The organism is Streptomyces sp. NPDC057280, from assembly GCF_042668605.1.
Taxonomy (GTDB): Bacteria; Actinomycetota; Actinomycetes; order Streptomycetales; family Streptomycetaceae; genus Streptomyces.
Genome location: NZ_JBHUYR010000001.1, coordinates 218,084 through 241,646, shown reverse-complemented (window position 1 = coordinate 241,646; position 23,563 = coordinate 218,084). Strand labels below are relative to the sequence as shown.

17 protein-coding genes are annotated in these 23,563 nt (G+C 67.7%); 7 read left to right on the top strand and 10 right to left on the bottom strand.

Features of this window, described 5'->3' with window-relative positions:
• The first annotated feature begins 22 nt into the window (after nt 1–22).
• The gene (locus ACFUO4_RS01060) at nt 23–2,005 is read left to right on the top strand and encodes an alpha-L-fucosidase (RefSeq protein ID WP_383478387.1); all 1,983 of its coding nucleotides are present in this window, start codon (nt 23–25) and stop codon (nt 2,003–2,005) included.
• A 45-nt stretch (nt 2,006–2,050) separates the two neighbouring features.
• Nucleotides 2,051–3,346 carry a ricin-type beta-trefoil lectin domain protein gene (locus tag ACFUO4_RS01055; RefSeq protein WP_383482196.1) on the top strand — a complete coding sequence of 432 codons (1,296 nt, stop codon included), beginning with the start codon at nt 2,051–2,053 and terminating at the stop codon, nt 3,344–3,346.
• 96 nt (nt 3,347–3,442) lie between these two features.
• On the opposite strand, the gene ACFUO4_RS01050 is transcribed toward ACFUO4_RS01055, so the two are convergent.
• From ACFUO4_RS01050 to ACFUO4_RS01040, 3 genes are all read right to left on the bottom strand, one after another.
• A complete protein-coding gene (locus ACFUO4_RS01050; RefSeq protein WP_383478385.1) occupies nt 3,443–4,816 on the bottom strand; it encodes a glycoside hydrolase family 43 protein in 1,374 nt (457 codons plus the stop codon).
• Between the two features lie 89 nt (nt 4,817–4,905).
• Nucleotides 4,906–6,462: an alpha-L-arabinofuranosidase B gene (locus ACFUO4_RS01045; RefSeq protein WP_383478382.1), complete on the bottom strand. Its 1,557-nt coding sequence runs from the start codon at nt 6,460–6,462 to the stop codon at nt 4,906–4,908.
• A gap of 49 nt (nt 6,463–6,511) precedes the next feature.
• Nucleotides 6,512–7,939 (bottom strand): glycoside hydrolase family 43 protein, encoded by a 1,428-nt coding sequence (locus ACFUO4_RS01040; protein ID WP_383478379.1) that lies wholly within the window; start codon nt 7,937–7,939, stop codon nt 6,512–6,514.
• Nucleotides 7,940–8,850: 911 nt separating this feature from the next.
• Here ACFUO4_RS01040 and ACFUO4_RS01035 point away from each other — a divergent pair.
• On the top strand, nt 8,851–11,160 hold the full coding sequence (locus ACFUO4_RS01035) for a beta-L-arabinofuranosidase domain-containing protein (protein WP_383478376.1): 2,310 nt from the start codon (nt 8,851–8,853) through the stop codon (nt 11,158–11,160).
• Nucleotides 11,161–11,162: 2 nt separating this feature from the next.
• Here the strand turns inward: ACFUO4_RS01035 and ACFUO4_RS01030 are convergent, their stop codons facing one another.
• The 3 genes from ACFUO4_RS01030 to ACFUO4_RS01020 form a co-directional block, all read right to left on the bottom strand.
• Complete coding sequence (locus ACFUO4_RS01030; RefSeq protein WP_383478373.1) at nt 11,163–11,693, bottom strand: hypothetical protein; 531 nt, start codon at nt 11,691–11,693, stop codon at nt 11,163–11,165.
• 92 nt (nt 11,694–11,785) lie between these two features.
• Nucleotides 11,786–12,577 carry a CPBP family intramembrane glutamic endopeptidase gene (locus ACFUO4_RS01025; RefSeq protein WP_383482193.1) on the bottom strand — a complete coding sequence of 264 codons (792 nt, stop codon included), beginning with the start codon at nt 12,575–12,577 and terminating at the stop codon, nt 11,786–11,788.
• Between the two features lie 168 nt (nt 12,578–12,745).
• Nucleotides 12,746–13,228, bottom strand: a complete 483-nt coding sequence (locus ACFUO4_RS01020) for a hypothetical protein (protein WP_383478370.1) — start codon at nt 13,226–13,228, stop codon at nt 12,746–12,748.
• 417 nt (nt 13,229–13,645) lie between these two features.
• On the opposite strand from ACFUO4_RS01020, the gene ACFUO4_RS01015 reads away from it, so the two are divergent.
• Nucleotides 13,646–14,020, top strand: a complete 375-nt coding sequence (locus ACFUO4_RS01015; protein ID WP_383478367.1) for a VOC family protein — start codon at nt 13,646–13,648, stop codon at nt 14,018–14,020.
• An 11-nt stretch (nt 14,021–14,031) separates the two neighbouring features.
• On the opposite strand, the gene ACFUO4_RS01010 is transcribed toward ACFUO4_RS01015, so the two are convergent.
• The gene (locus ACFUO4_RS01010) at nt 14,032–14,865 is read right to left on the bottom strand and encodes an MBL fold metallo-hydrolase (RefSeq protein WP_383478363.1); all 834 of its coding nucleotides are present in this window, start codon (nt 14,863–14,865) and stop codon (nt 14,032–14,034) included.
• Between the two features lie 49 nt (nt 14,866–14,914).
• Here ACFUO4_RS01010 and ACFUO4_RS01005 point away from each other — a divergent pair, with 49 nt between their 5' ends.
• Nucleotides 14,915–15,364: a MerR family transcriptional regulator gene (locus ACFUO4_RS01005; protein ID WP_383478360.1), complete on the top strand. Its 450-nt coding sequence runs from the start codon at nt 14,915–14,917 to the stop codon at nt 15,362–15,364.
• A gap of 62 nt (nt 15,365–15,426) precedes the next feature.
• Here the strand turns inward: ACFUO4_RS01005 and ACFUO4_RS01000 are convergent, their stop codons facing one another.
• The gene (locus ACFUO4_RS01000) at nt 15,427–15,741 is read right to left on the bottom strand and encodes a putative quinol monooxygenase (protein WP_128111966.1); all 315 of its coding nucleotides are present in this window, start codon (nt 15,739–15,741) and stop codon (nt 15,427–15,429) included.
• Nucleotides 15,742–15,913: 172 nt separating this feature from the next.
• Nucleotides 15,914–17,338: a family 43 glycosylhydrolase gene (locus ACFUO4_RS00995; RefSeq protein ID WP_383482190.1), complete on the bottom strand. Its 1,425-nt coding sequence runs from the start codon at nt 17,336–17,338 to the stop codon at nt 15,914–15,916.
• A gap of 451 nt (nt 17,339–17,789) precedes the next feature.
• On the opposite strand from ACFUO4_RS00995, the gene ACFUO4_RS00990 reads away from it, so the two are divergent.
• Complete coding sequence (locus ACFUO4_RS00990) at nt 17,790–19,223, top strand: glycoside hydrolase family 43 protein (protein ID WP_383478357.1); 1,434 nt, start codon at nt 17,790–17,792, stop codon at nt 19,221–19,223.
• A 96-nt stretch (nt 19,224–19,319) separates the two neighbouring features.
• Here the strand turns inward: ACFUO4_RS00990 and ACFUO4_RS00985 are convergent, their stop codons facing one another.
• A complete protein-coding gene (locus ACFUO4_RS00985) occupies nt 19,320–20,756 on the bottom strand; it encodes an RICIN domain-containing protein (RefSeq protein WP_383478354.1) in 1,437 nt (478 codons plus the stop codon).
• A 456-nt stretch (nt 20,757–21,212) separates the two neighbouring features.
• Between ACFUO4_RS00985 and ACFUO4_RS00980 the strand changes: the two genes are divergently transcribed.
• Nucleotides 21,213–23,555, top strand: a complete 2,343-nt coding sequence (locus ACFUO4_RS00980; RefSeq protein WP_383478352.1) for an alpha-L-fucosidase — start codon at nt 21,213–21,215, stop codon at nt 23,553–23,555.
• The last annotated feature ends 8 nt before the right edge of the window (nt 23,556–23,563 follow it).

The following is a 23,563-nucleotide window of genomic DNA, read 5'->3' as shown; positions in this document are numbered from 1 at the left end:
CGATCCCTGTGAAAGGTCCCCCATGACTTCCTCCCACCTGCCGCTCAGCCGGCGCCGACTGCTGGCCGCGGCCGGTGCGTCGACGGCTCTCGGTCTGCTGCGGTTCGCCCCCGAGGCCGCCGCGACCGAGGGTCCCCAGAGCTACACCGCGAGCTGGTCCTCCGTGGACCAGCACCCTCCGGCCCCGGCCTGGTTCCAGGACGCCAAGTTCGGCATCTACTACCACTGGGGCGCCTTCAGCGTCCCCGCCTTCGGCAACGAGTGGTACCCGCGCAACATGTATGTCGGCGGCTCCGCCGAGAACAACCACCACAAGGCCACCTACGGCGACCCCGCGGCCTGGCCGTACAACAACTTCATCGACGGCGGCCGTGACAAGGCGGGCAACTACGTCCAGTTCGCCCCCAAACTGGCCTCCCAGGGCGGCAACTTCGACCCGGACGCCTGGGCCCGGCTGTTCAAGTCCGCGGGCGCCCGGTTCGCCGGCCCGGTCGCCGAGCACCACGACGGCTTCTCCATGTGGAACAGCCGCGCCAACCCGTGGAACTCCGTCCAGCACGGCCCCAAGCTCGACCTGGTGGGGCTGCACGCGCAGGCCATCCGCGGGCAGGGCCTGAAGTTCATGGCCTCACTGCACCACGCCTACCACTTCAACGGCTTCTACGACCACGTGCCCAACCAGTCGGACCCGACGCTGCGCATCCTCTACGGCCAGCAGGGCTCGGCCGCCGAGAACAAGCTCTGGTACGACAAGCTGATCGAGGTCATCGACGGCTACCAACCGGACCTGGTCTGGCAGGACTTCGACCTGAACCTCGTCCAGGAGTCCTACCGGCTCCAGTTCCTCGCCCACTACTACAACCAGGCCGTCGCCTGGAACAAGGACGTCGTCGCCACCTACAAGGACGGCCTCAACAACAAGGGTGAGGTCTTCGACTTCGAGCGCGGCGGCCCGGCGGATCTGCTCACCCCCTACTGGCTCACCGACGACAGCATCTCCTCCTCCAGCTGGTGCTACACGGTGGGCATCGGCTACTACTCGACGCAGGCGCTGCTGCATTCGCTGATCGACCGGGTCAGCAAGGGCGGCAGCATGCTGCTGAACATCGCCCCGATGGCCGACGGCACCATCCCGTCCGGGCAGCAGTCCATCCTGCTCGCGATGGGCGACTGGCTCGGCCGCTTCGGAGAGGCCGTCTACTCCACCCGCTCCTGGTCGAGTTACGGCGAGGGCCCCACCAAGATGGGCGGAGGCTCGTTCAGCGGACCGGTGGCCGGCAAACCGCAGGACGTCCGGTTCACCCGCAGCCGGGACAACAAGGTGCTCTACGCCACCGCGCTGGGGTGGCAGGGCGGCACCATGACCGTCACGACGCTGAACTCGAACCGGATCAACCTCAGCAGCCTGACCGGCGCCCAACTGCTGGGCAACACCGCCGGCACCTACATCAACCTGCCCGCACCGACCCAGGACGCGTCCGGCCTGCACCTGACCATGCCCTCCGCCAACGCGCCCTTCAGCGCCCTGGCATACACCGTCAAGCTCACCTTCTCCGGCGAGATCCCCGTTCTGGGCGCGCCGGGCGGCTCCACGAGCTGGGTGAGGATCGCCAACGTGACCAGCGGGCTGGTGCTCGACAGCGGGGGCAACGTGGCCGCCGGCTCCAACCTCAAACAGTGGAACTACGACGGCAGCACCAACCTGCAATGGCAGCTGATCGACCTCGGCACCGGCTACTACCGCATCGTGAACCGCACCAACGGCATGGTCGCCGACAGCTGGGGCAACGCCGCCAACGGCGCCCCCGCCCGCCAGGAGACATGGAACGGCGGCAACAACCAGCAGTGGTCCCTCAACAGCCTGGGCAACAACCGCTACCAGATCGTCAACCGCGGCACCGGCACCGCCCTCGACGGCGCCGGCAGCACCACGAACGGCTCCACCACGGTGCTGTGGACGCCGAACTCCAGCACCAACAACGCGTGGACCATCACCGCCGTCTGAATTCGACCATGGAAGAAGGTGTGCATGAAACGCAAACCGCTCTTGATGTCCCTGCTGGCCGCCCTGCTCCTCGTCCTGTCGGCCGCGGGCACCTCGTTCAGCAGCGGCCTGAGGGCGCCCGCGGCGGCGAGCAGCGGCTGTGGCAAGGCCCCGACGCTGGCCAGCGGCAACCACACGATTCAGAGCGGCGGCCAGAACCGCAGTTACATCCTGCGGGTCCCCGCCAACTACGACAGCAACCACCCCTACCGGCTGGTCTTCGGCTTCCACTGGCGAGGCGGCACGGCGAACGACGTCGACTCGGGCGGCACGGACGGTTACAACTGGTCCTACTACGGCCTCAGGCGTCTGGCGGACCAGGCCAACAACAGCACGATCTTCGTCGCGCCCCAGGGCAACGGCAACGGCTGGGCCAACCCCGGCGGCCAGGACGTGGCCTTCGTGGACGCCATGGTCAACCAGCTCGAATCAGGCCTGTGCGTCGACACCACCCAGCTGTTCTCGGCCGGCTTCAGCTACGGCGGCGCGATGTCGTACGCCCTCGCCTGCTCCCGTGCCACGGTCTTCCGCGCGGTCGCGGTCTACTCCGGCGCGAACCTCAGCGGCTGCAACGGCGGCAACCAGCCCATCGCCTACATGGGACTGCACGGCCTCCGGGACAACGTGCTGCCCATCCAGTCGGGACGCGACCTGCGTGACACCTTCGTCCGCACGAACGGCTGCACCCCGCAGAACCCGCCCGAGCCGGCCTACGGAAGCCTGACGCACATCATCACCACCTACTCCGGATGCAGGTCCGGATACCCGGTCGTCTGGGCCGCGTTCGACGGAGCGGGCCACGACCCCGGCCCCATCGACGGTTCCACCGGTGACGGCTGGCGCACCTGGACGTCCGCGGCGGTGTGGCAGTTCTTCACCCAGTTCGGCTCGAACCAGCCGCCGCCCCCGCCTTCCGGCAACCAGCAGATCATCGGCGAGCAGTCGGGGCGCTGCCTGGACATCAACAACTCGACCACGGCCAACGGTACGCAGGCACAGCTGTGGGACTGCAACGGCGGCTCCAACCAGCGGTGGACCTACTCCGCCGGAAAGCAGCTGGTCGTCTACGGCAACAAGTGCCTGGGCGTGGGTCAGGGAGCGGGCAGCGGCATCCCGGCCGCGATCTGGGACTGCAGCGGGCAGCCGGACCAGCAATGGAACGTCAACGCCGACGGCACGATCACCGCAGCACAGTCGGGGCTCTGCCTGGACGCCAACGGGCAGGGAACGGCCAACGGGACGAAAGTCCAGCTGTGGACGTGCACAGGCGGCGCCAATCAGCACTGGCGCCTGCAGACCTGACGGACCGGGGCCAGGCCCGACACCGCACGGTCCTGGCCCCGGGACCTGACATGCAGGCAGAGCAAGCCCGGACGCTCCCTCGGGTGACCGCCAGGCTCAGTACCAGACGGAGAACGTGGCGTCGGCTCTGCCGGTGGCGGTGGAGATCGGGTCGATACGCAGCGCGTAGTTGAAGTGCCGGATGTAGCGGTCCGGGTAGTTGTGGGAGCGGAACGACGACCAGGACGGGTCGGCGAGCCCGGCGGTTCTGTGGAAGGTGGCGTCCTGGGCGAATGTCGCGGTGCCGTCGTCGGCGTCCAGCCGCAGTTGGTAGTAGGAGTGCCGCAGGTAGCGGGTCGGGGCGGTGACGGACTGGAAGGAGACACCGGAGGGGTCGGCCAGCCCGGGCACCAGCTTCCATTGCGAGTCGGTGTACGGGTCGAACGGGTACGGGTCGATGCGGCCGAGGGAATCGACCTGACGCCAGTACCTGTCCGGGAAGTTGTAGGACTTCAGCCGGTTCCAGGCAGGCTTTCCCCACTTGGCGACCATGTGGTCGTACACCGTCTGGGGGATCGGCTTGATGTCGGCGTGCTTGGAGTTCAGCGGCTGGGTGTAGAGGCGCCGGTCGGTGGGGGTCCAGGTGCCGGTGGAGAGGTCGTCGGTCTGGTAGGCGTAGAAGAGCGCGTTGGCGTCGCCCCACAGGTACCAGGTGCCGGAGGCCTCGGCGAGGATCGGGCCCTCGATGCCTCCCTGCGGCGCCAGGCCGGAGGTGAACTGGGTGAAGCTGCCGGGGGCGAGGGAGGTGGACCTCGCCCCCACCAGGCTGTTGCGGCCCTTGTAGTACAGGTAGTTGACGCCGTTCACGTCCTTCGCCAGGGTGCCGTCGATGATGTCGTAGCCCGGATCGAAGAAGACCTGCGGTGCCGTCACCGTCTGGAAGTCCGTGGTGTAGTTGACCATGATCACGTTGTGTCCGCTGCTGTTCACGGCCGAGTAGGTGAGGGCGTACTGGCCGCGGGAGGCGTCCCAGAAGGCTTCGGGCGCCCAGGTGTGGGTGGCCATGTCGTGCAGTTTCAGCAGCCGGTAGTTGTCGAAGGAGCGCAGGTCGGCGGAGTCCCAGACGTGGATGTACGGCGTCTTCTTGGTCCAGTCGGTGCCCTTCAGGTTGGTCGCCATGACGACGTAGGTGCCGTCCTGCTTGGGCAGGATGAAGGGGTCCCGCAGACCGAGGTCGCCCGCGGTCGGGGTCACGACGGGGTTGTTCTGGTTCAGCGGCATCCATTGCAGCGCGTCGGTGCTGACCGCGAGGTGCAGGCCGTAGTCCGTGCCGAGGTTTCTCGGTGACTGGGTGAAGTAGGCCATGACGTACGGGGAGGCCGTCGCCGCGCTCGCGGACCCGCTGCCGAGGGTCAGCACGCCGGTGGTGGACAGCGGGACGGCCGCGGCCATGCCGAGGAACAGCCGGCGCGACGGTTGGTGGGCGCTCATCTGGTGTCTCCGGGGCGTGGGAAGGTGCGGGCGGATGGAGAACCCGTGGGCGGCCCCGGCCCGGAGCCGCCCACGGGTTCGGTCCCTTGTCAGCTCCAGGGAGCCGCGGTGAGCCAGCTGGTGTCCTGGGCCCATGACGTCGTGGAGTCAAAGGCGTTGGAGCCGCCGTTGCTCGCGATGTAGACCGTGTAGTTGTAGTGGCGGAGGTACTTCGTCGGGAAGTTGGCGGACTGGAACGAGGTGCCGGTGCCGCTGTTGCCCGTGGTGGGGCAGAAAGTGGCGTCCTTCGCGAAGTTGCTTCCGCCGTCGTCGAAGTTCAGGTTGAGCTGGTAGTTGTAGTGGCGCAGGAACTGGCCGGGCTTGTCGACGGACTCGAAGGACAGGCACGAGGTGTTGGCCAGTCCGGCTCGGACGATCCAGGTGGCGTCGGCCTTGTCGGTGGCCGAGCTGGCGGACGTGATGTTGGAGATGACGACCTTGGAGTCGGCGTCGTTGTGGCGCAGGTAGTGCGAGGTGCAGCAGGGCGAGGTGGTGGCCTTCAGAGAGATCCGGGAGCCGGGGGTGAGGGTTCCGGTACCGGTCGAGGCGCTGCTGTAGCCGGCGGCGGTGATGTTGGCCTGGACGGCGTTCTCGGTGGCGTCCGAGGGGTAGCCCTGGGTCATGACGCCCTCGTAGAAGGTGCCCTGGGCCCACTTGCTGTTGTCACCGCCGATGCCGAGGATGATGGCGCCTTCCTTGTGCATCGGGTTGTAGCCGGAGGCGGTGGGGCGTATGCCGTTGTAGAAGGTGGACAGCCCGCCCGACTGGGCGTCGCCGCCGCGCAGGGCCCACTGGTTCGCGCCGCCCTTGAGCATGGCGGTCAGGAACCGGTGGTCGACGCTGGGGTTGCCCGCGTTGAATCCGCGGTTGACCCCGGAGAACAGGCCGTTCTCCAGGTCGGCCATCACCCAGGGACCGTTGCCGCTGCCCCAGCCCCAGCCCTTGTTGTTGCCGAAGTAGAGGGCCTCCATGTGGCCGTTGCCGGTGTCCAGGTTGTTGGTCTCGGCGTTGCCGTAGTCGAAGCAGCAGCCGCCGTTGAAGTGCTTGCCGTTGAAGATGGCGTACATGCCCTCGGGCTGGTCGCCGGTGGCGATGCCGTTGGTGTTGTTGTTGCGGTAGCCGGTGCCGGGGGCGATGTAGACGCCGTACGCCTTGTGCCCGCCCACGGTGACCGGGGCTTCGACGGCGTTGGCGAGGTTGTCCGGACCGCCGGCGGCTCCGCCTCCGGGTGCCTGGGTGAGGTTGTTGCCCTTGGGGGACTGGTCGTAGATGACGGTGATGACGCAGCTGGTGTTCGCGCAGAAGGAGTCCTGTGCGGCGGCGTCGGCGTATCCGCCCGCGCTCAGCAGGCCGATGTCCTTGGTCGCGTTGTCGGAAGCGCGCCTGATCTGGTACAGCGGGCCGTTGTACGCCCCGTACAGGGCGCGGGTGGTGCTGTGCGCGGCGACGCAGGGGGTGCTGCCCGCGGCGTAGAGGTCACATGGCCCCTGGGTGGCGGCCTGCGAGGGGGTGGTCGTGGCGGTGAGCAGGCCGGCGGCGAGGGCGGCGGTGGCACCGGCCGCCAGCAGTGCGCGCCTGACGCGGTGCATCCACTGTTTTTTGATCATGAAGAACTCCTATGCGGGGTGGAGTGGGAGGTGAGTGGAACTCCCTGTGTCAGCTCGTCACGCGGAACGTGGCGTCACTGCGTCCCGTCGCCGTGGTGATCGGGTCGAGGCGCAGCTGGTAGGCGTAGTGGCGGATGTAGTGGTCGGGGTGGTTGTACGACTGGAACGACGACCAGGTGGGGTCGGCGAGACCGTCGACCTTGCGGAAGGTGGCGTCCGCGGCGAACTGGCTGCTGCCGTCGTTGCGGACGAGCTGGAAGTCGTAGTTCTGGTGGCGCAGGTAGTAGCCGGGGTAGGTGACCGACTCGAAGGAGACGGTTCCGGTCCCCGCCAGGCCGGGCCGCAGCCGGAACTGGGAGTCCTCGACCGGGGTGACGTTCGGGTCGATGCGCACGTCGAAGTTGGTCTGGCGTATGTAGCGGTCCTGGAAGTTGTACGACTGGAGCCGCTGCGCGGGGGTGTTGGGCCAGCGGGCGAGGACGCGGCTCTCCTCGGCGGCCGTGAGGGGCGTGATCGCGCCGTGGCGTTTGGCGGTGCCGCCCATGTCGTAGTCGGCCGCCGGCTGGAGCTGGTAGGTGCTGACGTCGAACGGGTCGGTCGTCAGGATCGGCCGGTATTCGCGTACGCCCTGCGGGTTGTTGTAGTCGATGTAGAGGGCCCACCGATTGCTGTTCTGGAACCTCATCCAGACCGGGCCTTCGACCACGTTGCCGGTGAGGCCGATGCTGGCGAGGTTGCCGAGGTTGGTCCACGTCCCCAGGATCGAGTTGCTGCCCTCGACGTTGTTCTGGCCGTCGCCGGAGACCCTGAGGTAGCGGTAGGGGCCGGTTCCTGCGGGTACCTCGGTCATCTGGGTGTCGACGACCGCGGTGCTGCCGGGCGGGTCGATCCAGATCTGCGGGGTGGTGATGGAGTGGAAGTCCGTGGTGCGGGCGGCGTAGATGCGGTACTTGTTGATGCCGTTCAGCGTGGCGTTCGTCGCCCAGTACAGGACGTAGTCGTTGGTCTCGGGGTTCCAGATCGCCTCCGGCGCCCACGCGTTCTTTCCGCCGGGGACCAGTGAGGCGGCGGGGAGCAGCCACGGGTCCGACCAGTTCACCAGGTCGGTCGACTCCCACACCACGAAGTTGGGGCTGCCGTTCTGGTAGGTCGAGCCGCAGCGGACGCACAGATCGGTCGCGATGATCCAGTACTTCCTGCCGTCCTGGGAGCGCACCAGTGCAGGGTCGCGCACGCCCTTCGTACCGATCTTCGAGTTGAGGACCGGCGCTCCGCCGTTGAGGTCGTTCCAGTGCAGGCCGTCCGTGCTGTGCGCGACGTACAGCATCTGACCGGTCGCGGAGTCGCCGGTGAAGTGCACCATCAGGTAGCCGGGGTCTGCGGCGGCCGCCCGCTGGGGTGTGGTGAGGGCTTGGCCCGTGAAGAGGAGGCAGACGGCGAGCAATATCACCGTCAGCCGGGCGCGGAGCGCAGACATCGGATCTCCTGTCGGGTGCGGGTGCCGCCGCCGGGTGAAGGGGGAGCGGGGCGGCGGGGGGAGCCTGGTCTCGGAACGTGCGGGACAGGACCCGAACACTTCGCGGGCCGGAAGGGCGGATCCGGGCGGCGGTGTTTCATTGCTTCTCGCAGGACGCCGTGGCGACGGCGTGTCAGGGCGTGCGGGCAGGAACACCTGACCAGGTGGGGGCGGTTGCGGCACCGATCGGGGTGTGTGTGCTTCTCGGTGCCGGTGACGGTGTTTCAGGTGGCCGGCGCTTCAGCCGGAAGTCTTCATGACCAACTCACTGTCCGATCAGGCGTATTGGACGATATGTCGAACACTGTTCGCGAAATCGGGCAGAGGCTAGATCTGGAAAAGTGAGTGCGTCAATACATCCGACAGATCCGATTGGTTGAACGTACGGATGAGCGCTCCGGCGCTCACCGTGCCCCCTGATCCGGCTACGGCGACGTCCCCCGGTTTCTGTTATTGCCCCGTCGCCCCTCCGTCTCCTGTACATGCATACGACACGACCGATCGCTCGGCGCACCACACTCGAGGCCACGGGGACCGCAGCCGCCGCTTCCGAAGATGCCGCGCCCTGGGCGTGGCCGCAGAACGGCGGGGCGACCCGACGGTCGGTCAGAATTTTGTGTTCACACGGCTGGACACAGGCAACGTCCGTATCCGTTAATCCAACTAGTCCATCCAACGTGTCGGTGAAGCTCCGCGTTCCATATTTCGAACGATGTTTGAAAAGTCGAACCACGTGCGGGCGATGTCGCCGGTGTGCAGGGCGCCGGGTCGGCAGCACTCAAGCCCGTGACCCGCCAGGCCCGACCGTTGGACGTGTGAGCCGGCACATCAACAGTCCAGGCAGTCGCTCTGCCGTATCGAAAGGGTTCGAGATGTCTTCCTCCGTCAGCAGGCGTCGTCTCCTGCAACTGGCAGGGGCCTCCGCGGCCGCCTCTGCCACCGGATCCTTCCTCGGCGCGCCGGCCGCCCAAGCGGCCGTCGCCCCCGCGAGGAGCGACATCGGGGTCTTGGCGCACCCCTTCGAACTCGGCCAGGTCCGGCTCACCGCGAGCCGATGGCTGGACAACCAGAACCGCACCCAGAACTACCTGCGGTTCGTCGACGTCGACCGGCTGCTGTACAACTTCCGCGCCAACCACAAGCTGTCCACCAACGGCGCGGCCGCCACCGGCGGCTGGGACGCGCCGACGTTCCCCTTCCGCACCCACGTCCAGGGGCACTTCCTCACGGCGTGGGCCCAGCTGTACGCCGCGACCGGTGACACCACCTGCCGGGACAAGGCGACCTACATGGTCGCGGAGTTGGCCAAGTGCCAGGCCAACAACACTGCCGCCGGTTTCAGCGCGGGGTACCTCTCCGGCTACCCCGAGGCCGACTTCACCGCTCTGGAGCAGCGGACCCTGAACAACGGCAACGTGCCCTACTACACCATCCACAAGACCCTCGCCGGCCTGCTGGACGTATGGCGCCACATCGGCAGCACCCAAGCCCGTGACGTGCTGCTCGCCCTGGCTGGATGGGTCGACGCGCGCACCGGCAGGCTGACGAGCCAACAGATGCAGGCCATGCTGCAAACCGAGTTCGGCGGCATGAACACCGTGCTGACCGACCTCTACCAGCAGACGGGCGACGCGCGATGGCTCACCGTCGCCCAGCGGTTCGACCACGCCGCGGTGTTCGACCCGCTGGCGGCCAACCAGGACCAGCTCAACGGGCTCCACGCCAACACCCAGGTGCCCAAGTGGATCGGGGCCGCCCGTGAGTACAAGGCCACCGGCACGACCCGCTACCGGGACATCGCCACCAACGCCTGGAACATCACCGTCAACGCGCACACCTACGCCATCGGCGGCAACAGCCAGGCGGAGCACTTCCGCGCCCCGAACGCCATCGCCGGTTACCTGAACAAGGACACGTGCGAAAGCTGCAACACGATCAACATGCTCACCCTCACCAGGGAGCTGTTCGCGCTGGATCCGGACCGCGCCGCGCTGTTCGACTACTACGAGCGGGCATGGCTGAACCAGATGATCGGCCAGCAGAACCCGGCCGACGACCACGGCCACGTCACCTACTTCACCCCGCTCAACCCGGGAGGCCGACGTGGTGTGGGCCCGGCGTGGGGCGGTGGCACCTGGAGCACCGACTACGGCACGTTCTGGTGCTGCCAGGGCACGGGACTGGAGATGCACACCAGGCTGATGGACTCCATCTACTTCCACAACGACACCACGCTGACCGTGAACATGTTCGTGCCGTCGGTGCTCACCTGGACGGAGCGCGGTATCACCGTCACCCAGACGACGACCTACCCGGTCAGCGACACCACGACCCTGAAGGTCACCGGCAGCGTCAGCGGAACGTGGGCGATGCGCATCCGCATACCGAGCTGGACCACCGGGGCCACCATCAGCGTCAACGGCGTCGCGCAAACCCTCACCACCACACCCGGCAGTTACGCCACGCTGAACCGCTCGTGGACCTCCGGCGACACGGTCACCGTCCGCCTGCCCATGCGGATCGGCATCCGACCGACCAACGACAACGCGAACGTCGCCGCGATCACCTACGGCCCGGTCGTCCTCGCGGGCAACTACGGTGACTCCGCACTCAGTGCCCACCCCGCACTGACCACGTCCTCGATCAAACGGACCACCAGCAGTTCACTCGCCTTCACCGCCACCTCCGGCGGCTCCACCGTCAACCTGGGCCCGTTCTACGACGCGCACGGCTTCAACTACGCCGTCTACTGGAACACCACCGGCAACACCATCCGTCTCGTCAACGCGAGCAGCGGTCTCCTGCTGGGCATCCAGAACATGTCCACTGCCAATGGCGGCCGCGCTCTGCAATGGACGGACAACGGCACCGCCGACCACGAATGGGAAATGATCACTGACGGAAGCGCGGTCCGCTTCCGCAACGCCAACAGCGGCAAGGTGCTCGGCGTCCTGAACATGGACACAGCAGACGGCGCGACCGTTCTCCAGTGGGACGACAACGGCACCGCCGACCACAAATGGACCCTGCTCGACCAAGGCGACGGAACCTACAAGATCCGCAACGTGAACAGCGGCAAGCTGCTCGCCATCGCGGGCAACTCCACCGCCGTCGGCGCTTTCGCGATCCAGGACGCGGACGACGGCACGGCCGACAACCGCTGGCACATCGCGCTGAACTAGCGTCACCTGCCCTGGCAGGCCCTCGCTCTGAACTCCGCTACGGGGACCGTGACTTCGGATGCGTCACCATCGTCCGAGATCTTGTCGTAGCGGACTTCCCCTGGAGAGAGCCCGTCCCGGTCGCTCGGGGTGAACGAGACACTCCTCGATGACCACGAGTTGTCCTTGGTCCAGCCGTAGAGGGCATACGTGGTCTTGGTGGCGAGGCGAGGGAGGGATCTCGTCGTGGTCCAGCCGGCGGCAGGCGAATCGAGGGTCCAGGTGGTGAGACCGACCTCCAGAGGGCGGTCGGCGGTCCATGAACCGACCGTGACCGTCTTGTCGACGTCGTCGCTGTCCACGTAGAGGGTCGCGCCATCGATCTGATGTCCGCAGACCATCATGACGCCGAGCAGATGGCCGTCGCCGGTGACGGAGATGCCGGTGACGGCATCGACGGGAACCGTGCATCCTGAGGTCGCGGCCAGCGCCACTCCGACCGCGACGGCGCCGACGAAGCGCCGGAACACCGGCCGTGAACCGATCGACCACATGCTCAGCCCCCTGCCCCGGGCCCCCGTGAGCCCCCTGCCCCCGAATGGTAGGGGGCGAGCGGCGTCGGGCCGCAGCCGTGGCAGTCAACGTGTCAATCGAGCGCCCCGGCTGCTTCGGGGTGCTCGTCGTCGTCCGTGGGGGCCGCACCGCGCGGTGCAAGGACGTCTCGGGTGCCGTAGCGGCGCAGCAGCCACCACCCGTACACGGCGTGAAACACGTACACACACACCTGCCACCAGTCCGGAGCCGCGCCAGGAGAGCGCACCTGGAAGAAGTCGTCGAGCCCATGGACGACCACCATCGGCCAGACGGAGCCGATCGCGAAACGAAGACCGGCGCAGGTGAACCCGAACAGCCCCGCGGACAGCATCTGCCACAGGGTGTCCTCCAACGGTGCGCCGAAGAAAAGGTAGTTCTGGAAGTGCCCGGCACCGAAGAGGACGGCGACGCCGGCTGCCGCGCGCACCGGGCCGAGCGGGGTGAGAGTCTGCTGCACGAGGCCCCGGCTGTAGACCTCCTCGTTGAGGCCGACCCACAACAGGGACACCAGCGAGCTGACCACGACCGTCGTCCTGCCGTCGAGGCCGGCGAGGGCGTACGAGCCGGCGATCAGCAGCATCGGCAGGGCGAGCCACCAGCGGTGCCGCCGGCCGAGGGTGGCGGCACCGGAGGCGCGCAGCCATCCCCACCGCCACAGCACGCACCAGACAGCTGCGAAACAGGCCGCATTGACCAGACAGGCGCCCAGGTCCGGGAACCATGACGGGGCCAGCGGCGGCAGGATCACCTTGGCGAACAGCAGGAGTACGGCTTGCCAGGCGAGCGTCAACTCCACGGCGCCCGAGAGGGGATGGCGGGTTATGTGGCCTTTCCACTGCTCCATCACGGAGTGAGGGTAGCCGCGGCCGCCTGCGGGCTGCCCCACGCTGTCCCGAACTCGGCTCGTGCTCGCGGGCGATGCCCGAGACAAGCCGGTCGAAGCGGGGCAGTCTGGACCGGGCGTCCTGCGGGCCTCCGCTCAGCAGCTCCACAAAAGGCGCTCCGTGGGCTGTCACCGCACGGCGGTGGCCCGTGGATCGACCTCGCAGCGAGCGATCTGGTCCACGGGCCCCGCGCTGGCAACGGCCACCCGGACCTTCGTCTTGCTCTTCGCGGGAACCGGCACCTGGTCGTAGGTCTCGGCCATGGTGAAGCCGTTCGCGTTCTTGTAGCTGATTTTCACGGCGAAGACACCCTGGCGTCCGTTCGGATTCCGCACCGCGACGGTCGCGTACGGGTCGTCCGTGTCCGCGCAGCGCGTGAGCACGGCGGTGCCGTCTTTGAGTGGTGGGGCAGCAGTGACGGAGGCGGACGCCGTGGGGGTGGAAGGGGCGGTCGGATGCGAACTCTGCTTGCCGCCGCTGTCAGACCTCCCTGCCGTGGACGCAGGCTGCGGAGTGGACTTCGCTTCGTCCGATTTCGTAGCGCCGCAACCGGACAGAACTATGACTGCCGCCAGAACCACTCCGGCGGTCATGTGCACCCGCTTGATCACGTCACTCTTTCCAAGAACGGAGCCGCAGGATCGATTCCAGGGCGGCTGCGCTGGTCAGCGCGTGCAGAGGCTACCAGCGGGCGGAGATCGGCAACCGCCCCGCCGAGTGCGAGCAGCCAGACCGGCTCCCTGGGGGACGAGGTCCGCGCGCCGGGCCACGGCTGGGGTGAGCCGAGGAAACACGTCGGGGCCTGTCCGGCTGTGCGGACAGGCCCCGATTGGAGCGCCGGGCAGGCCTTGCACCTGCATTTCCCCACAGGAAGTGGGGCGTCTTTCCTTGGACCACCAACGCATGAACAGGCGACGTGAGTTGCGGCGACCGGCTCGTGATCAATATTACCGCACGCAGCGAGGAGTGGTGACCGGGCCGGGGCGTGGCACCGGCCCGCTCGAGGCCGGCCCTGCCACCATGGCCGCATGGAACGTGTACTTGGAATCGGCGGATACTTCCGGCGCGCCGCCGACCCGGCGGCCCTGAGCGCGTGGTACCGCGACTGTCTGGGCCTGGACACCGACGAGCACGGGCTGTGGCATCCGGAAGCCGGGCCGACGGTGTTCGCGGCGTTCGACTCCGAGACCGACTACTTCGGGTCACGCACCCAGCAGTCCATGCTCAACTTCCGGGTCCGCGACCTGGACGCGATGCTCGCGCAGTTGCGCGCCAAGGGAGCGGATGTGGCGGCGGAGACACAGGAGATGGACGGTGTCGGACGGTTCGGCTGGGTCACCGATCCCGAGGGCCATCGGATCGAACTGTGGCAGCCCGCCGCCGAGCCGGGCCCAGGGGCGTAGTCCGGCCGGCCTCAGACGGAACGATCGGGACCGGAGCCCTTGTCGGCGCCCTGGTAGCGGGCGAACTCCCACGGGTCGTGGGCGCAGAAGGTCTCGACCCGGTCACCGTGGTCGCGGAGCAGTTCCCGCAGTCGGGCCTGGCTGCCCAGGCGCAGATCGCGATGGACCTCGGCGCCCGTCTGGACGAGGTCCATCAACGGATGCGGCTCCTTCGCGTCCTCGACTTCGCGGTGGTAGTAGTAGGCGTCACCGCAGTGAAGGAGCCATCGGTCGCCGGTGTCCACGGCGACCGCGGTATGACCCGCGGTGTGACCGCCCAGGGGGACCAGCTTGAACTGCGGTGGCAGGCCTTTCGGTTGTACGGCGGTGAAGCCGAACCATTCTTCACCAGGCCCGGGTTCGTAGGTGACCCAGCGGGGTTCGTGCGCCCAGTGAGCCGGGCGGTAGCGGAAACTGGGCGACTCCGCGTGCGCCGCGTGGAGTTCGGCGGCGAGCACATGGACCTGGGCGTCGGGGAAGTCGGGAAGGCCGCCGCAGTGGTCGACGTCCAGATGGGTCACGAGGATGTGCCGGACGTCGGACGGTCTGTATCCGAGCCGGGCGACCTGTCGTACGGCCGTCTCCTCCTCGGCGAGCGCGGGCTGCGCCATCTCGACCCATTCGGCGCCGAGCGTGCCGACCGGGTCGCGGACGTCGGCCAGGCCGAGCCCGGTCTCGACCAGGACCAGACCGTCGGTGTCGGTCTCGACCAGCAGACAGTGGTTGACGGCAGGAGCGGCCCGCGGGCCGTCGTAGGTGGGCTCGATGGTGCGGACCGATCCGCAGTTCAGGTGATGGATTCGCATGGCGACTAGGCTGCGACTTGAACCGCGGTTCAAGTCAAGGAGGCTTTTGATGGACGCGTCGCTGCTGGACATCGCCGAGGTCGCACAGCGGAGCCGACTCGCGCCGTCGGCGCTGCGCTTCTACGAGAAGAAGGGCCTGATCGCTCCGGCCGGCCGCAACGGGCTGCGCCGCACCTATCACCCGGACGTCCTGGAACGACTGGCGCTCATCACCTGCGCACGCAGTGCCGGGTTCTCCGTCGCCGAACTCGGCCGCTTCCTCCAGGCACGGCCGTCCGACACGGACTTGCGGACAGGTATGTCCGCCAAGGCCGACGCCCTGGACGAGCAGATCGGCCGGCTCACCCGGCTCCGGGACAGCCTGCGGCATGCCGCCGTCTGCGAGCACGAACCGCTCGTCGACTGCCCCGACTTCAAGCGAGCCGTGGGCAATGTGGCCTCGGCGAGCGTCGCCCTGCCCACAGTGGGACAGGCGCAGCGTGTGGGGCCCCACCCATGAGGTTCGGCTCTGACCCTGCCGCTTGGGCGGGCCCGGACAGACTCGGGCCCGCCCAGGTACGGTCAGCGCAGGGCGGCCTTGTCGCCCGTGCCGTAGCCGAGCGGGGTGATGACGCGGATCTCGGGCTCGGCGGTGAGCAGTTCTCCCACCCGGCTCATCGCCTCGGTGAGAAAGGGAGCCTGGCTGTGTTCGTCGATGGCCTGCTGTGAGGCCCACTTCTCGACGAGCACCATGGTCAGCGGATCGGCGGCGTCCTCGTGTGCCGCGTAGGTGAGGCAGCCCGCGTCCTCGTGGGTCTGCGAGACCACCGACGCGATGACCTTCCGGGCCTCGTCCGCCCGGTCGGCGCGCAGACGCAGGGTACTGATCACGATCATGGATTCCACCGCTGGTCCTCCTCGCTGTGCGCACCGGAAGATCCGGCGCGCAGTCACTGAAGCACGCGTGCGGCTGCGGGCGGAACCCGCGTTATCGCAGGGTGGAAGGCCCAACCGGTCGGCACCTGCTGCCCGTTCGGGCCTCCCGAGAGTCAACGGCCATCCCTGTGGCTCACTGCGTGTAGAAGGTGGCGTCGCCCCGGTCGGTCGCCGTGCTGGGGGCCTGCACGTAGAGCAGGTAGTTGTAGTGGCGGATGTAGCGGCCCGGAAGGTTGTACGCCTCGTACGAGACCCCGGCGGAGTCCGCGAGGCCGGCCTGGGCGGTGAAGGAGGCGTCGGACGCGAACTGCCCCGTCCCGTCGTTCTTCTCCACCCACACCTCGTAGTTCTTGTGACGCAGGAAGTAACCGGGGAAGTTGGCCGACTCCAGGGAGACGGTGCCGGTTCCGGTGAGTCCGGTGACGACGCGGAACTGCGAGTCGGCGAGCGGGGCTACGTTCGCCTCGATCTTGGCACGGTAGTCCCAGTGCCGGATGAACCGGTCGGGGAAGTTGTAGGAGGAGAGCCGGATCGGGGTGAGGCCGTCCGCGACGGGGATGCCGAAGTCGGGTGTGCCGTCGGCCTTCCAGTAGATCTTCTGGACGCGGGTGCGGCGGTTGGGGTCGTTGAGCGGGGACCCGCTGATGTCCTTGTAGCTGCGGTCGTGGTAGACGAGGAGGTCCGAGGTGCCGTCCTCGGAGACCGTGAACTGATTGTGTCCGGGGCCGTACTGGCTGGTGGCGGCGAAGCTGGCGAAGACCGGGCCGGTGCTCTTGGCCCATGACGAGGCGCTGAGCAGGTCGGCCGAGGCGGACGCGGTGAGCAGGCCCAGGCAGTAGTTGGCGTCGGTGGCGCTGGCCGAGAAGGTCAGGAAGACCTTGCCGTTCCGCTGGAGGACGGCCGGGCCCTCGTTGACCGTCTCGCCTCCGGCGGTCTCCCAGGCGGCGGTCGGCCTGCTGATCATGACGGGTGTGCCGGTGATGGCCCAGGGGCTGGACATCCGCGCGAGGTAGATGTTGGTGCCGGGACCGACGGCCGGGTCGTTCTGCGCCCAGGCGAGGTAGCGGGTGCCGTTCACGGCGAAGGTCGTCGCGTCCAGCGAGAAGGTGTCCAGCGGCAGCGCGATACGCCCCTTCACCGTCCAGGTGCCCGTGATCGGGTTCGCGTCGGCGCACTCCAGGACGTAGGGCCGGATGTGCCAGACGTTGTTGGCGTCACCGGCGGCGAAGTAGAGGTACCACTTGCCGTCGATGAAGTGGATCTCCGGGGCCCAGATGTAGCCGCCCATCGTGCCGGTGGCGGGCCTGGTCCAGATGGTCGTCTCAGCGGCCGACGTGAGCCCCTGGATCGTGGTGGCACGGCGCAGCACGATCCTGTCGTACGCCGGCACGGTCGCGGTGAAGTAGTAGAACCCGTCGGTGTGCCTGAAGATGTGCGGGTCGGCCCGCTGCTCGGCGATGGTGTTCGTGTACGTCACACCTGGCGACGCGGGCGCGGCGGCGTGGGCAGTACCGGCCGAGACACCGGTGACGGTGGCCGCGGCCGAGCCGGCGATCAAGCCGAGGACCGATCGACGGGTGAGGACAGGTCTCACGGATTGCTCCCTCTGGTGCGGGCGGCGCAGAGAAACCGTCCACTCAATTTACGGTATTTCGAACGCCGTTCGTGAATTCGGCCAGAACGTAAGGCACGCACTCGCCCACGTCAACGCTTTGGTCAAAGAAGAGCCGACGAATCGGTCGACGCCCACCGTGCGGGCCCTTGGGCTGTCGGATGTATTGACGCGTCCCGAATCCCCCACTTAATGTCTGCCCGATTCTACGAACGGCGTTCGATATGTCGCACCCGTCGTAACCCCGTCATGCCACAGCCACACCGTTCCCCGGATCCGTGCCCCTTCCGGATCGTGCGGTAACCGTCCCGTCCCACCCCCACCGAGACGAGCTCCTCCGCCACCCCGCTCTTCCCCACTGCCGACGGTGGCACCTGCACGAAGACAGGAGATCCACATGTCCGCGCTCCGCGCCCGGCTGACGGTGATATTGCTCGCCGCCTGCCTCCTCTTCGCCGGTCAGGCCCTGACCGCACCCCAACAGGCCGACGCAGCCGATCCGGGTTACCTGATGGTGCACTTCACCGGTGAGGGGGCGACCAACCAGCAGATGTACCTCTCGCACAGCACCGACGGCCTGCACTGGAACGACCTCAACGGCGGCGGCATGGTCCTGCGCTCCACCGTCGGCACGAAGGGCGTACGCGACCCCGCATTCGTGAGATCCCCCGACGGCAGCAAGTACTGGATCATCGCGACCGACCTGTGCATCAGCTGCGGCCAGGACTGGAACGCCGCCATCAACAACGGCAGCCGCAACCTCGTCGTGTGGGAGTCCACCGACCTGGTCACCTGGTCGCAGCCGTGGCTGCTGAACGTCGCCGGCGCGATACCCGACGGCCGCAACGCCTGGGCACCCGAAGCCATCTGGGACCCCGAAACCAACGACTACGTCCTGTACTGGGCCACGAACGTCCCCTTCAACGGCGCGACGAAGCACCGCATCTTCGCCGCCCACACCAGCGACTTCCGCACCGTCACCACCCCCCAGCTCTACATCGACCGCCCCGGCGCCCAGGAGATCATCGACACCCAGATCATCGAAGTGCCCCCGGGCGTCGGCAACTACCGCTATGTGCGGGCCTCCGGTGACGGACAGATCACCCTCGAAGGCAGCAACTCCATCTTCGGCACCTGGACCAAGCTCGGCGACCTCTCCGGCATCGGCCTGACCGGGTCGATGGTCGAGGGCCCGATGTGGATGAAGTTCAACGGCACCAACAAGTGGGCGCTCTACCTCGACCAGTACGCCACTAACCGCGGCTACATGCCCGTCACCACGACCGACCCCTCCAACCCCGCCGCCTACCAGACACAGGCGTCGACCAGCTACAACATGGGCGGCACGAAGAAGCGCCACGGCTGGATCATGAACCTGACCGCCGCCGAGGAGAGCCGCGTGCTCGCCCGCTGGCCCAACACCCCCGCGCAGCGGCTCCAGTCGTACAACTTCCAGGACCGGTACGTGCGTCACAACAACTTCGACGTGCGCATCGATCCCAACGTGAGCCCCGCCGAGGACTCCCAGTTCCGGCTGCGCTCCGGCCTGGCGGGCACCGGCACCGTCTCCTTCGAGTCGGTGAACCACCCCGGCTACTTCCTGCGCCACTTCAACTTCGACTTCCAGCTCGCCCGCAACGACGGCTCCACCCAGTTCGCCGCGGACGCCACCTTCCGCAAGGTCGACGGCCTCGCCGACGCGACCTGGTCGTCGTTCCAGTCGTACAACTACCCCGACCGCTACATCCGCCACTACGCCTACGAGCTGCGCCTCGACCCGATCACCACCGCGACAGCCCGCAGTGACGCCACCTTCCGCGTGACGAGCTGACCGGCCCGGTTCCAGCAGCCGCGGACGCCTACCCGCCGCTCTCATGATCCCGTGACGCATGCCCGCCCGGGGCCCCGGGCAGGCATGCGGGCGGCGTCAGGCGCCGCGCTGCTGGAACTGCTGGTTGGTGCCGGTGCCGCAGGGCCACTGGATGAGGCGGGCGCCGTTGGCGGTGGCGGCGTCCTTGACGTCCAGGCACTTGCCGCTGTGCCGGGCGACGAGGCGGTAGTAGCCGTTGCCCTGGTCCTGGAGCAGCCACTGCTGGTTGGTGCCGGTGGTGCAGCGGTACTGGTTGACGTAGGCGCCGTCCGCGGTGGAGCCGTTCGCCACGTCCAGGCATTTGCCGCTGTGCTCGGCGACGACCTGGACGTACCCGCCGCCGGCGTCGCTCAGCCGCCACTGCTGGTTGAGGCCGCCGTTGCAGTCCCACTGGAGGATGATCGCGCTGTCGGCGGCGGAGTTGTCGGAGACGTCGAGGCACCTGCCGCTGTGCCGGGCGACGAGGTTGTCGTAGGGGCCGCCGCCCACGCCGGTGACGGTGCCGGCGGCGGTGTCGATGGCGAGCTGCGGGTACCACGGCAGGTCCATGGTCGTACTGGTGGGGAAGGTCAGGGGCAGCCAGACGTACTGGGAGTCCTCGACGTTGCCGCCCATCGAGTTGCCCCAGCGGTCGCCCATGTACAGGTACGAGGTGCCCGAGGTGCCCTGGACGGGAAGGACGTAGGCGGTCTGGGAGCCGTACGCGGTGTCGTTGCCGATGTCCGTCATGGCCGTCCACGGGCCGGCGAGGTCGGTGGCGGTGGCGTATCGCTGCTGGTTGGGTTTCCAGCCGCTGTTGCCCGAGGTGAGCATGAAGTAGACGCTGCCCCGCTTGAACAGTGCCGGTGCCTCGCGGTAGGTGCCGGGCCACGGGTTGGCGACCAGGCTGCTGACGCCGGTGTAGTCGGCGGTGAGCCTGAAGATGTCGAGGTCGGCGTTCTCGTTGGCGGAAGAGGCCAGATACGCGGTGCCGTCGGTGTCCTTGAACAGGGTCATGTCCCGCGAGGTGATGCCGAGGGGCCGGAAGCTGCCCAGGTAGGTGTAGGTGCCGTCGACCGTGTCGGAGACGGCGACGGCGACGCGGGCCTGGGTGTAGTCGGTGGCCAGTTCCTTGTGCATCCACATGACGTACTTGCCGGTGGCGCTGTTGTAGATGACCTTGGGGCGCTCGATGTTGGCGGAGGCCAGTTCGGCCGCGCTGTTCTGCGTGAGGACGTTGTTGCGGAACTCCCAGGTCTTGAGGTCCGTCGACCGGTAGACCGACACGTACTTGAAGGAGTTGTCGGGATTGCGGTTCTCGCCGAACCAGTAGTAGTACGTGCCCACTCTGATGACGCCACCGCCGTGGGCGTGGACCACGGCTCCGGTGGTGTCGGTGAACTGGGTCGCGTTGGTCACGGTGACGGTTGCGGCCTGCGCGGGTACGCCGGTGGCCAGCAGCCCGGACACGCACACGAGTACGGCAGACAGCAGCAAGCAGACACGACGGAGCATGGGGATTCCTTCGTCGAAGAGTCGGCGGCAGAGCGAGGCCGGTGTGCCGGGTTCGGCTCCTGCGAGAGGGCGGCTCATCCCTCGGGCAGCTTGGATAAATGTCGGAAGCTGTGCGTTTCTGCTGGAGCACGGTAGGGCTCGACGGAAGGCCCGTCAACGCTTCGGACGGTTTCGGCCTCGAGTCCGCACGTCTGACGCCTCCATCGATACATCCCATGTGTGGCTTGATCGGTGAGGTGCTCGCTGAATCGGTCTGTGCTCGGTGTCAGAAGAATGCGTCACAACACTAGACAGGCGTGTCATGCGTCGTCGTTAATCATCCAATGTATGCGGGCGAAGTGAGACGGCGTCAGGACGCCCATGGGCTCCCGGACTCACTGGTCGAGTCGTGCTGCGGCCCTGCCCGAGATCGCTGAACCCGGATGAGTTTCCGACGATCCAACAGGAGGAACCACGGTGCCGGAATCCCTCTCACGCAGATCGGTGCTCGCCGGTATGGCGGCCGTGACGGCGGCCGCCGCGGTCGGGTCCGTCGCGCTGACAACACCCGCGTACGCCGCAACGGCCGCCGATCCCTTGCCGCTCCCGCCCCTGCGCATCCCCAAGACCGACCTGGGCCTCGAGCAGCAGCCCGATTCCAAGATCCAGTGGCTGCAGGACGCCAAGCTGGGCATGTTCATCCACTGGGGTGTGTACGCGGGGCCGGCCAAGGGCGAGTGGTGGATGCACAACGCCCCGATCACGCCGTCCGACTACCGGAAGTACCTCACCGACGCCACAAGTGAGCAGTTCACCGCCGACGCCTACGACCCCACCGCGTGGGCGCAGTTGGCCAAGGACCTCGGCGCGAAGTACGTGACGCTGACGACGCGTCACCACGACGGGTTCGCACTGTGGCCGCTGAACCATCCCAATGCCTGGAGCTCCGGGCAGGCGCCACTGAACCGGGACTTCGTCAAGGACTACGTGGCGGCGGTGCGGGCGGCCGGGCTGAAGGTGGGCCTGTACTACTCGCCGATCAACTGGCGCTACCCCGGCTACTACGACGTCACCGGCACCAACTGCGCGACCAATCCCTGGAATTACACCACCGATCCCGCGCACAAGGAGAACGCGCGGATCATGAAGACCGAGGTGTACGAGTCGGTCAAGGAGCTGGTCACCCAGTACGGGGTGATCGACGACCTGTGGTGGGACGGCGGCTGGTTGGCGGAGCAGGGCAGTGACGCCGACGCGGCGTTCTTCTGGGAGCCCGGCCAGTACCGGGACACCGCCAACCAGTGGCCGGTGGACGCCGTTTACGGCGAAACCGACGCCGGCGGCAAGCCGCTGGGGCTGATGGGCATGGTGCGCAAGCACCAGCCCGACATCGTCGCCAACCTGCGCTCCGGCTGGATGGGCGACTACATCAACGACGAGGGTTCCGGCGTGCCCACCGGGGCGATCCGCACCGGCAACCTCGTCGAGAAGGTCTTCACCGTCGGCAGCTCTTGGGGCTACAACGCCGACAACAAGGTCATGAGTTACGGCACCGCGATGAACATCCTGGTCAACTGCTGGGTGCGGAACATGACCGCGATGGTCAACGTCGGCCCGGACCGGCACGGCACCGTCTCCTCCGGCCAGGCGGACCTGCTGCGCCAGATCGGCGCCTTCATGACCGCCTGCGGCCAGTCCGTCTACGGCACCCGCGGCGGCCCGTGGAACCCCGTCGACGGCCAGTACGGCTACACGTACAAGGACAACACGTTCTACGTCCACCTGCTGCCCGGCTACAGCGGAACCTCCTTCACCACCGGGCCGGTCGGCGACGCCCAGGTCGCCCGCGTGTTCGACGTACGCTCCGGCGCCAACCTGTCGTACACGGTCGGCGGTGACGGCCGGATCGCCATCGGCGGCATCGACCGCACCACCCACCCCCAGGACAGTGTCGTCGGCGTCACGCTCGACCGGTCCGTGCAGCCCGCCGACATCGCCGTCGGCAAGAGCACCACCGCCGACAGCGAGGAAACCTCCAAGGGCAACACCGCGGCCAAGGCCGTCGACGGATCCACCGCCACCCGCTGGTGCGCGAACAACGGCAACTCCGGCCACTGGCTGAAGGTCGACCTCGGCTCCACCCGCTCCCTCACCGGCACCCGCATCGCCTGGGAGCTGGACAAGACCAACTACCAGTACAAGATCGAGGGTTCGACCGACAACACCACCTGGACCCTGCTCGCCGACCTCACCGCCACGGCCGCCACCGGTCAGGTGCAGGTCGCCCAGTTCCGGGCGCAGGCGCGGTACGTGCGCGTCACGGTCACCGGCCTGCCGACCGGCGTGTGGGCCTCCATCCGCAACCTGGAGGTCTACGACCGGCCCTTCGCCGCGGACCTCGGCGCCTTCAAGCTGGTCAACCGCAACAGCGGCAAGGTGCTGGACGTCAAGGACGCCGCGACCACCGACGGCGGCCTGATCATCCAGTATCCCTGGACCGGCGGCCTCAACCAGCAGTGGAAGCTGCAGCCGAACGCGGACGGCTCCTACCGGCTGGTGAGCGCCAAGAGCGGCAAGGTCCTCGAAAGCCCCGACGGCTCCGCCCAGGGCGCGATCCTCGACCAGTCGGCCGACGACGGCGGCGACAACCAGTGGTGGAAGCTGGTCCCCTCCAGGACCAGCGGCTACTACCGGCTCGTCAACGTCCACAACGGCTGGTGCGCCGACGTGAAGGACGCCTCGACCAGCGACGCGGCCTACGTGATCCAGTGGCCCACCACCGACGGCCCCAACCAGGACTGGCAACTCGTCGCCCTCTGACCCACGGT